Here is a 14,310-nt window from a genome sequence, read left to right as displayed (position 1 = left end):
AACATCGGAAATGTGGTCCGTTGATATTTCCGGAATATACAGAGTAGATCACCGATTGCAGTTTTGGAAAGGAGAAACAGCAGTGGATCAGTATTACAACAAGAGCAGGGAGCAGGTCCTCTCAGAACTGAAGACCGCGGAAGGCGGACTGACGGGAACAGAGGCGGCCGCCAGATTGGAGAAGTATGGCCGCAACGCCATACAGGAGGGGGGAAAGAAGAGCACGACCCGTGTATTTCTGGAGCAGTTTCTGGATTTTCTCGTGATCATCCTCATTGCGGCGGCGGTGATCTCCATGTTTCTGGGAGATGTGGAGAGCTCGGCGGTCATTTTGGTAGTCATCACGATAAACGCCGTACTGGGCACGGTGCAGCATCTCAAGGCGGAGCAGTCGCTGGAGAGTCTCAAGGCCCTTTCTGCGCCAACGGCCAAGGTGCTGCGGGACGGGCAGCGTGTGGAGATCCCCTCCGACCAGGTGACGGTGGGAGACATCGTGTTTCTGGAAGCGGGGGATTATATCAGCGCGGACGGGCGCATGCTGGAGAATTTCAGTCTGCAGGTGAACGAGAGTTCTCTGACCGGAGAGTCCGTGGGCGTGGAGAAGATCGTTGAACCGGTGGAAGGGGAGGCGGCCATTGGAGACCGCAGGAACATGGTGTTTTCCGGAAGTTTTGTTACCTACGGGAGAGCTTCCTTCGCCGTTACCGCAGTGGGCATGGAAACAGAGATCGGTAAAGTCGCTAAGCTCCTCAAAAGCACACAGGCAAAGAAGACGCCGCTGCAGGCCAATCTGGATAATTTCGGAAAGAAACTTTCTGTTATCATACTCATTATCTGCGGGCTGTTGTTCGGACTGAGCCTGTACCGGGGCGACGACATCGGCGGCGCGTTCATGTTTGCCGTGGCTCTGGCGGTGGCGGCCATCCCTGAGGCGCTGTCCTCCATCGTCACCATCGTTTTGTCCTTCGGAACGCAGAAGATGGCGCGGGAGAACGCGATCATCCGCAAGCTCCACGCGGTGGAAGGCCTGGGCAGCGTGTCGATCATCTGTTCCGATAAGACGGGAACGCTGACACAGAATAAGATGACCGTGCAGAAATACGCGGTGGACATGGATGTGGTGGACGAGGAGGAGGCTGATTTTCAGCGGCCGCTGGATCAGAAACTGCTGCGCATGAGCATTCTCTGCAACGATTCCAGCAATCAGGAAGGGAAAGAACTGGGAGATCCCACGGAAGTGGCCCTGATCAATTTCGGCGACAAACACGGTCACGAAGACACGGAAGTCAAGGCGAAATACAGCCGGGTGGCCGAGATCCCCTTCGACAGCGACCGGAAGCTGATGAGCACGGTCCATCCCATGGGAGAACAGAACGTAATGTACACCAAGGGCGCGGTGGATGTGTTGTTCCACCGCATCACGTCTGTGGAAACTGCCAGCGGAGTCCGTCCCATCACGGAGGAGGACAAAGCCAGACTGGCGGAGATCAACGACGGTTTTTCACGGGAGGGCCTGCGGGTGCTTGCCTTTGCATGGAAGGAGATCGGGAACAGGACGGAGATCGGCCTTGAAGATGAAAAGGACATGACGTTTCTGGGACTTGTGGCCATGATGGATCCGCCCAGGGAGGAGTCGAAGGCTGCGGTGGCGGAATGCATCCGGGCGGGGATCCGGCCGGTGATGATAACCGGCGACCACAGGGTGACGGCCGCCGCCATCGCCAGACAGATCGGCATTCTGAGAGACGACAGCGAGGCGGTAGACGGGGCGGAGATCGACGGCATGAGCGATGAGGAGCTGGAAAGGTACGTGGAGAAGATATCCGTTTACGCCAGAGTGTCGCCGGAACACAAGATCCGCATCGTCAGAGCGTGGCAGAAGAGAGGGAATATCGTAGCCATGACGGGGGACGGCGTCAACGATGCGCCGGCGCTGAAGCAGGCGGATATCGGCGTGGCCATGGGCATTACGGGAAGCGAGGTGGCCAAGGACGCCGCCAGCATGGTACTGACGGACGACAACTTCGCGACCATCGTCAAGGCGGTGGAAAACGGGCGGAATCTGTACGCGAATATCAAGAAGTCTATTCAGTTTCTGTTGTCCGGAAATACGGCGGGCATCCTGTCGGTGCTGTACGCGTCGCTGCTGGCGCTTCCCGTTCCCTTTGCGCCGGTGCATCTGCTGTTTATCAATCTGCTCACGGACAGCCTGCCTGCCATCGCGTTGGGGATGGAGCCCCACAGCAGCAGCGTGATGAGTGAAAAGCCCCGCCCGATGAACGAGTCCATCCTGACGAAGGATTTTATGATCAGCATTTTGTATGAAGGCTTCGTGATCGCGGCGGCCACGGTGGCGGCCTATCATATCGGTCTGAGAGAGGGCGGCGCGGCGCTGGCCATGACCATGGCCTTCGGTACGCTGTGTCTGTCCCGGCTGCTTCACGGCTTCAACTGCAAGCAGAAGGACCGGCCTGTGCTTTTCACAAAGAAGATGTTTGACAACAAGTGGAATTGGGCCGCGTTTCTCACGGGTTTCGCACTGCTGAACGCCGTGTTATGGATCCCTCAGCTTCACGGAGTCTTTTCCGTGGCGCCCTTGTCGGCGTCAATGATCCTGACGATCTACGGCGCGTCTCTGGCGTCTCTGGCGGTCAATCAGGGGATCAAATGGGTGCGGCGGCAGATCGGCGCGGCTGCTGCCACGGACCGCTGAGGTCACGGACCGCTGAGGCCACGGACCGGTCGGAGCACCGGCGGAGGGATCGAACAGGAAAAAAAACTAAATTTGGGGATATGAATACTAAAAAAGAAGGCCACAAGGGAAAAACTTGTGGTTTTCTTTTGCATTAACGCAAGAAAACCGCATAAAATACGGTTGACGAGCATGCGGACTCTCGTGTATAATGTTATAATGATCTGATTAGATTTTTGGAGACCTCTATGCAGGTATGCACAGGAAGGGAGACGACGCAGCAATGAAAGAGTTGAAAGTGGAGATCTGTGTTTGCACAGAATGCGTGATGAAAGGCGCAATGGAGCTGGCCGAATCGGTAGAAAGCCTGAAAAAGGTGAAGAAACACCTGGACTATGAGGGGGAAATTTACATAGACATGGAGAAATGCCTGGGAGAATCAAAGCACGGTGAAGATTCCCCGCTGATCGCCGTGGACGGTGAGCTGATCAAAAACGCCGACAGTGAAACGGTTATGGAAAAGATAGTGGAGAAGATGAAGGCGGCCTGTTAGGGCCGGTCTGAAGGATATGCAGAGGATCCCGCCGCGGGATCGGGATAAGTGGTTACAGTGATATTGCAGTTGTTTAGGAAGGGATGACAGAGGATTGAGAGGAATTTACACGCCGGTTACCAAGATCAGAAGGCAGGTTTTTACGGAAGTAGCAAAGCTGGCTTACGAGGGCGGCGACTACAACAAAGTGGAGGAGATCCCGTTTCGGATCATCCCGGGCGAGGTGCCCACATACAGAGACAGCATTTTTGTGGAGAGAGCCATCGTGGGCGAACGCATCCGCCTGGCGATCGGTCTTCCTCTTTATCCCGCCGACCAGCCCACTTATATTTCCAACGGAGTGGAGGAGAGCGCCATCTCGGAGAAGGTGTACGATCCGCCGCTGGTCAATGTGATCCCCTTTGCCTGCAATCGCTGTGACGAGACGGCCATGATGGTCACGGATAACTGCAGAGGATGCCTGGCGCATCCCTGCGTGTCGGTCTGTCCGGTCAAGGCCATTTCCATCGTGGACGGCAAGTCTCACATCGACAGGGAAAAATGCGTAAAGTGCGGGCGCTGCCGGGATATCTGCCCCTATCACGCCATCGTAAAATACGACCGGCCCTGCGCCGCGGCCTGCGGGGTGGACGCCATTGAGAGCGACCATCTGGGACGGGCCAAGATCAACTATGACAAGTGCGTATCCTGCGGGATGTGTCTGGTCAGCTGCCCCTTCGGAGCCATCGCGGATAAATCGCAGATCTTTCAGCTGATCCACGCCATCAAAAGCGGACATGAGGTCATCGCCGAGATCGCGCCGGCCTTTGTGGGACAGTTCGGCCCTCTGGCCACGCCGGGAAAGGTGAAGCAGGCTCTGCTGGAGCTGGGATTCTCCAAGGTATACGAGGTAGCCATCGGCGCGGATCAGGGCGCGGTGGAGGAGGCCCATCACTACGTCCATAAAGTGGCCAGCGGCGAGGAGCCGTTCCTGGCGACTTCCTGCTGTCCGGCCTGGTCCGTGATGGCCAAGCGTGATTTCCCGGAGATCGCGCCTTATGTATCCGACGCGCTGACGCCTATGGTGGCCACGGCCCGCGTGATCAAAAAAGAACACCCCGACTCAAAGATCGTATTTATCGGTCCCTGCGCGGCGAAAAAGCTGGAGGCCTCCAGAAAATCCGTGCGCAGCGACGTGGATTTCGTCATCACCTTCGAGGAGCTCATGGGCATGTTCGTGGCGAAGGGAATCGAATTCGGAGAAATGGACGGAGACGAGGTCATCGACGACGCCACGGCGGCAGGCCGGGGCTACAGCGTAGCCGGCGGCGTGGCCGACGCCATCGCCAACTGCGTCGACGAGCTGTATCCCGATGTGAACATTATGGTGGACCGTGCGGAAGGTCTGCGGGACTGTGCAAAGATGCTGAAGATCGCCAGAGCCGGAAAGCGGGACGGCTATCTGATGGAGGGCATGGCCTGCCCCGGCGGCTGCATCGGCGGCGCGGGGACTATGCTGGCCTTCGCGAAGGCGTCTACCGCCGTCCGCGAGTTCCAGAATGTCAGTCCGGATAAGGTGGCTACAAAGAGCCGCTACGTGGAAGCGGAAGAAGAATAGCAGCGGGCGTGGGCGCCGGCATGGGAAGCAGTGGATCTGCCGTTTGGCGGACCGCAGGCTCCTCTCTGCCGGCGCTCATGCCCCTGTTTTTTAAAATAGGCGGTTGGAAACCGCCGGAAAGGAATGAGATGCGAAGCGGCGGAAAAGCGGCGGGTATACTGGGCGGTCTGGCTGTCACCGCGGCGATCCTGGCGGTGATGGTATTTATCACGACGGTCCTGGGAGGCAGCCTTCTGAAATTTATGGGTATGGAGTACCGCTCCTTCTGGTCGGTCTTCCTCTTTTTTGTCATCTATTTTATCGTGGATTTCCCCATCGATCTGCTGGTGGAGGCTTTTCCCAAAGCGCTGCGGGCGCTGGGACGCCTGAAAAGCAAGTGGTCGCAAGTCCTTCTTTACGCGGTCCTGGATATATCGGTCAACTGCTGCGTCATGATAGCTATCGACTATTTCATGGATTCCGTGCAGGTGCCCTTTCCCGCGGCGGCGGCTTTCTCCACGGCGCTCTGCGGACTGAATCTCTATCTGGAGCGAAAAGAGGGAAAAGGGTGCGTCCGCGTTTATCTGGCGGAAAAAAACGGACAGGATCTGCCGGAGAGCAGACAGCTGCTGCGGGAGGCTCTGACGCTTTACTGCGAAGATAAATGCCTCGCCTGCGGGGAGGCGGATCTGGAGATCTGCACAGGAAGTCACGGAAAACCGTTTGCCGCCCGCAGAGCAGGGGAGAAATGGTCGCCGAGAGACGATCTGCATTTCTCTGTCACACATACGGATCACTGGTGGCTGTGCGCCGTGTACGGCCAGCCTCTGGGGGTGGATATGGAGGAACAGGACCGAAGGGTCAACCAGAATATCGCTCAGCGCTTCTTCAGTCAGGCGGAACAGCAGTGGCTGGAAGCCCGAGGAAAGACGGCGGAGCATTTTCTTGAACTGTGGGTGAGGAAGGAAGCCTATGTGAAGTATCTGGGCACAGGATTAACAGAAGGAATGAACAGCTTTTCCGCGGCGGGTCCGGCAGAGAGACCGGGGGGACGGCGAAGACGGCATGGATCCCGCGATGAGACGGCCCCCGGGGCGGAGACAGGGACGGAGACAGGGAAAGATGCAGGGACAGATGCGGAGCTGGTGCTTTTTGAGCGGATCGGAAGCGGTGACAGAAAAGCCTTCTGCGGGCGGCTGTTTCCGGAGGATATGCGCGATCAGGACGGGTTTCCGGTGCCGCTGATCGGGGCGATCTGCACGGCGGAGCCGCCGGAGGGGATCGAGATCGGTTTTCTGGAACGCACAGGAGAGGAAGATAGAGGAAATTGAGACCGGGGCCGGGAAAGGCGGACAGATGGGAAAAGACCAGAATAAGAAACGGACGGCCAGAGACGAGGCCATGTATTTTCTTGAACACAGAGCCAGGACCGCGGAAGAGGTCCGCGGTCATCTGCGGCAGAAGGAATATGACGAGGAAGAGATCGGCGACTGCATGAGCTTCCTTGAGGACTGTAATTTTGTGGATGACAGCCGCTATGCCAGAAGCTATGTGGAGTTTGCGCTGGAGAAGGGCCGCGGCCCTCAGCGGATCCGCATGGAGCTGTCCCGCAGGGGCGTGTCCGGAGAGCTGATCGAGATCGCGCTGGAAGAACTGTGCGACAGCCGGACTCAATTCCAGACGGCGCTGCGTCAGGCTGAGAAAGCGCTGGGACTGGCGGCTTCCCACAGCTGGGACGGCGGATGCGGCCCGGCTGAGATCGGCGGCGGGGACGGAGAGGACAGCGGGGACGGCGGACGCGTGCTCACTGAGAAGGAACTGGCCCGGGCAGCCCGCCGGCTGGCAGGGCTTGGCTACAGCTCTTCTGTGGTGTACGACGTGCTTCGGCGTCTGAAGCGCTGTTGAGGAGAAGAACATGAAAAAACGGCTGATCTTATACTCTATCGTTTTTTGTATCGTATTTCTTGTTTTAAGCGTCGCACAGGACATCAGGGATGAGAAGAGGGCTCCGGGCCAGCTGGGCGGAGGGGGCGCAGGCAGCCCTGAGGAATCTCAGATCCCGGTGGGCGATGGCGTCCATGCCTTTTCTGTGGATGTTTCAGCTCCCTTCGATAGAGAGCAGGACGGAGAAATGGATATGGCATGGAGTTTTACCATCCATATTTATGAGAACGGAAAAGAGACGGGACAGCAGACGGCGGAAGGCGTCTCCGATGATTATCGGACGGAAGACGTGAATTTTGACGGACTGCGGGATTTTTTCGTTCTGCGGTCCGCCGGCGCTCAGAATGGGTGGTATTCTGTCTACACGTGGGACGACGTCTCCGGCAGGTTTTTGGAGGATCCGGCGCTGTCAGGACTGTGCAATCCCCGTTTCGACCGTGATACCGGCATCGTGAAGGAATTTGTTCACGGCAGCGCGTTCGCTTACACTGAGCTGTATTTAAAATATGAAGATAAAAAACTGCGGCCGATCCGTCAGATCTGCGTATACGATCCTGATCTGGAGACCATGATAAGCAGAGCGGAGGTCTGGGACTGGCATGGAACGCAGTGGGACGGTGAGGATCGCAGCGGCCCGGACTGGGAGCTGGCGTATGCCGCAGAGAGTTCGGCGGAAAATGAAATTGAGATGGAGAAAGGGCTGGAGGAGTGGAGGATCGTGAAATGAAGCATCCCTCCGGGGAGCGGAAAGATCGCGGAAAATGTTGAAATTATCCTTGACTGCGGCCAGGACGTGTCATATACTGAAAATGTTAGCGCGGCGCGGGTCTTGATAAAAAGACGCGCCGGTGAATAGAGAAAATGGCGATGAGGGAGACAGTACCCCGCAGGCAGACTTTACAGAGAAGCGTCCGTATGGTGAGAGGACGCGGGGAAGCGGCGTCGGGAAGATCACTCCGGAGCCGGTTTTCTGAAAGGGACTCATTCTGCCGATCAGCAGGCAGAGGGGACCGGTAGGAAGATCCGCGGGCCGGGCGTTATACGGATGGAAGCGGCGGCTGCGGCCGGCTGTATTTTACAGCAGGCGGCGCGGACGTCAGCAGGGTGGTACCACGGTTTCGTACAGATCGTCCCTGAGTCATTTGGCTCAGGGATTTTTTTATAACACACGGAAATATCGCGCAGCGATATGGACGGAAGAGCGGATCTGCGACGGCGTTCTGCGGAGACGGCCTGTCAAGGCTGCCTGCCAAGGCTGCCTGAGGGGGCTGTGCGCGGAGACGGTCTGCAGAAGACTGTTTGAGGAAGCGTTTTTTGGAGACGGCCGCATTGACCGGCGGCCTGGCCGCGGCAGCGGCATGCGTCACGGGACGCGCTCCAGAGAACAGCCGTGGAAAACGATGTAAAATGAATATGGGATAACCATGTGATCAGGAGGAAAGAAATGTTCAAAAATCTGTCAGACAAGCCCATTGCCGACCTGCAAAATGAACAGGCGGATCAGTGGGAAAGGGAAAAGCTGCTGGAAAAATGCGTTACCACCAGAGAGGGCATGCCGTCCTTTATCTTCTATGAGGGACCGCCCACGGCCAACGGCCGCCCGGGGATCCATCACGTGATCGCGCGGACGCTGAAGGATTCCGTCTGCCGCTATAAGACCATGCAGGGCTATGCCGTGAACCGGAAAGCCGGATGGGATACTCACGGTCTGCCCGTTGAGATCGAGGTGGAAAAGCAGCTCAAAATGAGCGGCAAGCAGGATATTGAAAAGTATGGGATCAAGGAGTTCAATCAGAAGTGCAAGGAGTCTGTCTTCACATATGAGAAGCAGTGGAGAGAGATGAGCAGACGCATGGGTTACCTGATCGACATGGATAATCCGTATATCACGCTGGACAATGATTACATCGAGACGGGATGGTGGATCCTGAAGGAATTCTTCAAGGCCGGCCTGATCTACGAGGGACACAAGATCCTGCCTTACTGCCCCAGATGCGGAACGGGTCTGGCCTCCCACGAGGTAGCTCAGGGCTACAAAGAAGTGAAGGTCAACACCATCACTGCGAAATTCAAGAGAAAGGCCAGAGAGGGAGAAGCCCCCGTAGAAAACGAGTACTTCCTGGCATGGACCACTACGCCCTGGACGCTGGCCTCCAACGTGGCGCTGACCGTAGGCCCCGATGTAGACTACATCAAGGCGGAGAAGGACGGAGAGTTCTATTATGTGGCCAAGTCTCTGGCGGATAAGGTGCTGGGCAAGGCTCACGACGGCGGAGAAGAAGGATATAAGGTCGTTGCCGAAATGAAGGGCAAAGATCTGGAATACATGGAATACGAGCAGCTGATGCCTTTTATCAAGCCGGATAAGAAGGCGTTCTTCGTGACCTGCGCCGATTATGTCACCATCGAGGACGGTACCGGAATCGTTCACACGGCCCCGGCTTTCGGTGAGGACGACTATCAGACAGGACGCCGGTACAATCTGCCGGTGGTCAATCCGGTGGATGAGGAGGGCAAGTACACGGAGACTCCGTGGGCCGGGACCTTCGTCATGGATCCGGAACTGGACGTGGAGATCATCAAATATCTGGCTTCCGAAAACAAGATCTATTCCAAAGAGAAGATGGTGCACAACTATCCTCACTGCTGGAGATGCGGAACTCCGCTGATCTACTATGCCAAGCCGTCCTGGTATATCGAGATGACCAAGCTGAAGGATCAGCTGGTGGCCAACAACGATTCGGTGAACTGGTTCCCGGAATTCGTGGGCGAAGGCCGTTTCGGAAACTGGCTGGCGGAAGTGAAAGACTGGGCGATCTCCAGAAGCCGTTACTGGGGCACCCCCATCAACATCTGGCGCTGTGAATGCGGCCACCTGGAATCTATCGGTTCCAGAGCGGAATTGGCCGAGAAGGCCATCGAGGACATCGACGATTTCATCGAGCTGCACAGACCGTACGTGGACGAAGTGCATATCAAGTGCCCGGAGTGCGGCAAGACCATGAGCCGCATCCCCGAGGTCATGGACTGCTGGTTCGACAGCGGGGCCATGCCTTTTGCCCAGCGTCATTATCCCTTTGAAAATAAGGAGAACTTCGACGCGGAGCTGTTCCCGGCTGATTTCATCTGCGAGGGGATCGACCAGACCAGAGGCTGGTTCTATTCTCTTATGGCGATCTCTACCTTCATCAAGGGCCGGTCGCCCTACAAGAACGTGCTGGTCAACGACCTGATCCTGGACAAGGAAGGCAAGAAGATGTCCAAGAGCAAGGGAAACACCGTGGATCCCTTCGCGCTCTTTGACAAGTACGGCGCGGACGCTACAAGATGGTATCTGCTCTACGTGTCTCCTGCCTGGTCGCCCACCAAATTCGATGAGGACGGCCTTATCGAGGTGCAGAGTAAGTTCTTCGGCACGCTGAAGAACGTGTACAACTTCTTCGTGCTTTACTCCAACAACGACAACGTGGATCCCAGAGCCTGCTTCGTGGAATATGCAAGGAGACCGGAGCTGGATCGCTGGATCATATCCAAATACAATAAACTGGTGAAAGAAGTCACCTTTGAGATGGATCATTACGACCACATGAAATCCGTGCGCAAGATCCAGGAATTCGTGACGGAGGATCTGTCCAACTGGTATATCCGCCGGGCGAGAAGACGGTTCTACGGCGAGGAACTGACAGAGGACAAGAAAGCCGTCTACGCCACCACCTACGAGGTACTGGTAGGCGTTGCGCAGCTGGCCGCGCCCTTCGCGCCGTTCCTCACCGATGAGATCTACACCAAGCTCACCGGGGAGGAGTCCGTGCATCTGTCCTTCTATCCCAAGGCGGACCAGTCGCTGATCGACGAGAACGTGGAGGAGAGGATGGACCTGGTCCGGGCCATGGTGGCGCTGGGACGGGGGACCCGTGAGAAGGAACGCATCAAGGTGCGTCAGCCGCTGCAGGAGATCTTGGTGGACGGCAAATACGAACCGCTGATCGGCGACATGGTAGACCTGATCAAGGAAGAGCTGAACGTCAAGGAAGTGGTCTTTGAAAGCAAGCTGGACGACTATATGAACTACAGCCTGAAGCCCAACTTCAAGGTGGCCGGGCCCGTGCTGGGAGGCAAGATAAAGGCCTTTGGCGGCGCGCTGGCTAAGGCGGATCCCGCCGCGGTAGTGAACGCGCTTGAGAGCGGAGACGGAACGTACGCTATGGAGCTGGACGGCGAGACTTTCCAGATCACCAAGGACTTCGTGGATGTGAAGATCACCGCGAAGGAAGGTTTCACCGCAGCCATGGAGAACAACGTGTTCACCATTCTTGACACCACCATCACGCCGGCTCTGGTGGACGAGGGACTGGCCAGAGAGCTGGTCTCCAAGGTACAGCAGATGCGCAAGCAGAAGGATTTCGAGATGATGGACCGCATCCGGATCTCCGTGAAAGCGGATGCAGATGTGAAGAAGGCCATTGAGCTGTTCAGAGACTACATCATGAAGGAAACGCTGGCTGACGAGCTGACGGACAGCGAGGCGGACCTGACGGAGTACGACCTGAACGGCCACAAGACAGGGATCGACGTGGAACAGATGAAATAAGAAGAAATATAGAACGAATACGGATCATGACCAAAAGGAAGGGCCTGCTGCAGAACAAAAATCTGCGGCAGGTCCCTCTGTCTATCCGGCCGCAGCCTTTTATGTGATATCCTTGATGCGCCGGAACTTATATGTTGATCGTTTCGATCACGGGCTGGAAGGTCCGGCTCTGCAGGCGGCTTACTGCAGTTTACTGCGGCCGCGGCGTTGACGCCTTTGGGGCGGGTGGGCTGGATGCGGGGCGGTTTGGGGCCTCCGGGTGGGCTGACCGCGGGGACGTTTGGGGTTGCCGGGTGGGCTGACCGCGGGGATGTTTGGGGTTGCCGGGTGGGCTGACTGCGGGAACGTTTGGGGTTGCCGGGTGGGGTGACTGCGGGGATGCTTGGGGTTGCCGGGTGGGATGACTGCGGGGATGTTTGGGGTTGCCGGGTGGGATGACTGCGGGGACGTTTGGGGCCGTCGGGTGGGCTGACCGCGGGGCGGTTTAGGCTGACCGCGGGGCGGTTTAGGCTGACCGCGGGGCGGTTTGGGCTGGAAGATGACCTGGATGCCGGGAAACGTCGGAAAGGAATGGCTGTGGGCAGAATAGTCGGGACGGAATGGGTGAAAACAGCAAAAAAAGATGAAAATCACCGAAATATGCATGGGAATCGGCCATAAACGCTCCATATTTTCTGCAAAATGGGTGAGAATGCTAAAAAAAATTGAATTTCACCTGTTTGGCGGCTCTTTTTCGGTGAAAACGGGAAAAAGATCTGGATCTGACCTATTGCCATAAGAGTTCACCGCCAGTCCCAGCCGGATATTTACAGCCGCTGGCGGGGTTCCGGGTACCCGCCGCCGGCCGGGCACATATAACCTCGGTCGGGTAACGCTGCCGCCGGCTGGCCGCTCACATCCGCCCACGGGAATCCCGCAGGATCAGCGGTCCGCAGACGCAACGAAATGGCCCGGAAAAGCAGGAAGTGAGAGCAAGATGCAAGCGTTAGATGCAAAAGCAAGGAGTAAAGTAAGGAGCAGAGTATGGAGTATCGCAGATTTGAGAACACCATAATCGCCCGCCTAGACAGGGGCGAAGAGATCACGGAGCAGGTCCGGCGGATCGCGGAGAGGGAGAATGTCAAGCTGGCCGCCGTCAATGCCCTGGGCGCTGTAGGAGAGTTCACAGTGGGCGTCTTCGACGTGGGGCAGAAAAAATATTTCGCCAGGGAGTTCACGGGATATTATGAGATCGTATCTCTCCACGGGACGATCAATACCTTCAACGGAGAGTATTATTCCCACCTGCATATGAGCGCCGGGACCGTTGAGGGGGCACTGGTGGGCGGTCATCTGAACCGGGCCGTGGTAAGCGCGACTTGTGAAATGGTGATCACAGTCATCGACGGCAGGGTGGACCGACGCTACGACGATGCGGTGGGTCTGAATGTATTTGAGTTTTAATACAGTCCTTGTCATTTCACGGTGGGATAGGATATAATGAAAATCGGCGGTCAGCTGCGAAAGCGTCTGACCGCCGATTTTCTGATACGCGCAAACGCGCGGGGAAGGACGGATGAGATGAGACCGATCAGCGCAGTGGGATGCGATTCATGGACATACGAATACAGCGCGGTGAGAGCCGCTCTGGAAGAGACATTTTCCAATCTGGGGGGTGTTTCTTCTTTTATAAATATAGGTGATAAGGTATTTCTGAAAGTGAATCTGGTCATGAAAAAGGCCCCGGAGGCCGCGGCCACCAGTCACCCTGTCTTTGTGCAGGCACTGGCGGACATTTTGATCGGCGGAGGGGCGGAGGTCACCATCGGGGACAGTCCCGGGGGTCCCTTCAACGAGCTGCGGCTGCGCTCGGTCTATCAGGGCTGCGGCATGAGGGAGGCGGCGGAGCGCAGCGGGGCGGAGCTGAATTTTGACACGGGCTCATCTGAAGTGAAAAATCCCCGGGGACTGATCCTGAAAAAGCTGACCAATCTGGACGCTCTGCGCCGGGCAGACAAGGTGATCAACGTGTCGAGACTGAAGACCCACGGCATGATGAAGCTGACGGGAGCGGTCAAGAACATGTTCGGCACGGTGCCCGGCACGCTGAAGGCGGAGTATCATCTGAACCGCCCGGAGCCGGAACAGTTCGCGGACGCGCTGATCGACATCTGTCTCTGCGCGGATCCGATCCTTTCCATTATAGACGGGATCGTGGCCATGGAGGGGGACGGCCCCACTTCTGGCACGCCGCGAAACGTGGGAGTGGTGCTGGCGTCGGAGGATCCTTTTGGGCTGGATCTGGCGGCTGCGCGCATAATTAACGCAGTGCCGCGGACGATCCCAACGGTAAAACGGGCCATAGAACGGGACCTGTGCCCGGAAGATTTCAGGGAGCTGATCTATGTAAAAAAAGGTGTCGTTATCGGACCCCGGAATGAAAAGCCTGCCGACCGGGCAGGGTACGAGCAGCGGCGCGCCGGGTCGTCAAAGCCTGCCGCCGGGTCTCCAAAGCCTGCCGCCGGATCTTCAAAGCCTGCCTCCAGGCCGTCAAGACCCGCCGGCCGGTTTGAATGCTGCGGGGCGTCAGAACAGGCAGGCCCATCCTGGACGGATCCGCTGGCAGAGTTTGCGGTGGAGGATTTCAGAGCGCCTGCGGTCAAGCTGGTGAACCCCCTGTCCGGCAGCACGGTGCCCGGCGTGCTCAGACGTGCGGCGGACCGTCTGGGACAGCCCTTTCCCACGTTCAGAGGTGATCTCTGCGTTGGCTGCGGCGACTGCGCCCGCAACTGTCCTCCGGGAGCCATCTCTATGAGTTTGGATGCTTTGGATGGAAAAAGAAAAAAGGCCGACGTTCCGACCGTCGACCTAAGCAGGTGTATCCGTTGTTTTTGCTGTCAGGAATTATGTCCGCGCGAGGCTGTAGGGATAAAAAGGCCCTGGCTGTTTCGGGTTTTGGCTCGATTATAATTCGA

The 14,310-nt window shown here is 57.2% G+C and carries 9 protein-coding genes; all 9 read left to right on the top strand.

Translation table 11 applies throughout. The annotated features are described in order from the left end of the window. The first annotated feature begins 82 nt into the window (after positions 1-82). The 9 genes from E0E37_RS16845 (at position 83) to E0E37_RS18945 (ending at position 14,305) form a co-directional block, all read left to right on the top strand. Entirely contained in the window at positions 83-2,713 is a 2,631-nt protein-coding gene (locus E0E37_RS16845) for a cation-translocating P-type ATPase (RefSeq protein ID WP_207302981.1), read from the top strand. 262 nt (positions 2,714-2,975) lie between these two features. Beyond that, positions 2,976-3,245, top strand: a complete 270-nt coding sequence (locus E0E37_RS16840; protein ID WP_165445423.1) for an NAD(P)H-dependent oxidoreductase subunit E — start codon at positions 2,976-2,978, stop codon at positions 3,243-3,245. A gap of 94 nt (positions 3,246-3,339) precedes the next feature. Further along, positions 3,340-4,842: a 4Fe-4S dicluster domain-containing protein gene (locus tag E0E37_RS16835; RefSeq protein WP_130864137.1), complete on the top strand. Its 1,503-nt coding sequence runs from the start codon at positions 3,340-3,342 to the stop codon at positions 4,840-4,842. 128 nt (positions 4,843-4,970) lie between these two features. Further along, on the top strand, positions 4,971-6,152 hold the full coding sequence (locus tag E0E37_RS16830) for a YrvL family regulatory protein (RefSeq protein ID WP_165445422.1): 1,182 nt from the start codon (positions 4,971-4,973) through the stop codon (positions 6,150-6,152). Between the two features lie 25 nt (positions 6,153-6,177). Further along, positions 6,178-6,726 (top strand): regulatory protein RecX, encoded by a 549-nt coding sequence (locus tag E0E37_RS16825; protein ID WP_130864135.1) that lies wholly within the window; start codon positions 6,178-6,180, stop codon positions 6,724-6,726. Positions 6,727-6,736: 10 nt separating this feature from the next. After that, entirely contained in the window at positions 6,737-7,492 is a 756-nt protein-coding gene (locus tag E0E37_RS16820; protein WP_130864134.1) for an XAC2610-related protein, read from the top strand. A gap of 717 nt (positions 7,493-8,209) precedes the next feature. Further along, positions 8,210-11,356 (top strand): isoleucine--tRNA ligase, encoded by a 3,147-nt coding sequence (gene ileS, locus E0E37_RS16815; RefSeq protein ID WP_130864133.1) that lies wholly within the window; start codon positions 8,210-8,212, stop codon positions 11,354-11,356. A 1,023-nt stretch (positions 11,357-12,379) separates the two neighbouring features. Then, positions 12,380-12,799, top strand: coding sequence for a PPC domain-containing DNA-binding protein (locus E0E37_RS16810; RefSeq protein WP_130864132.1), 420 nt, complete (start codon positions 12,380-12,382; stop codon positions 12,797-12,799). Between the two features lie 36 nt (positions 12,800-12,835). Continuing rightward, positions 12,836-14,305, top strand: a complete 1,470-nt coding sequence (locus E0E37_RS18945) for a DUF362 domain-containing protein (RefSeq protein WP_246019769.1) — start codon at positions 12,836-12,838, stop codon at positions 14,303-14,305. Positions 14,306-14,310: the final 5 nt, after the last annotated feature.

It is taken from the genome of Bacilliculturomica massiliensis (assembly GCF_900605495.1).
GTDB lineage: Bacteria > Bacillota > Clostridia > Peptostreptococcales > Anaerovoracaceae > Bacilliculturomica > Bacilliculturomica massiliensis.
Note: the sequence above shows the minus strand (reverse complement) of the source record. Positions and strands in the feature narration are given on the sequence as shown.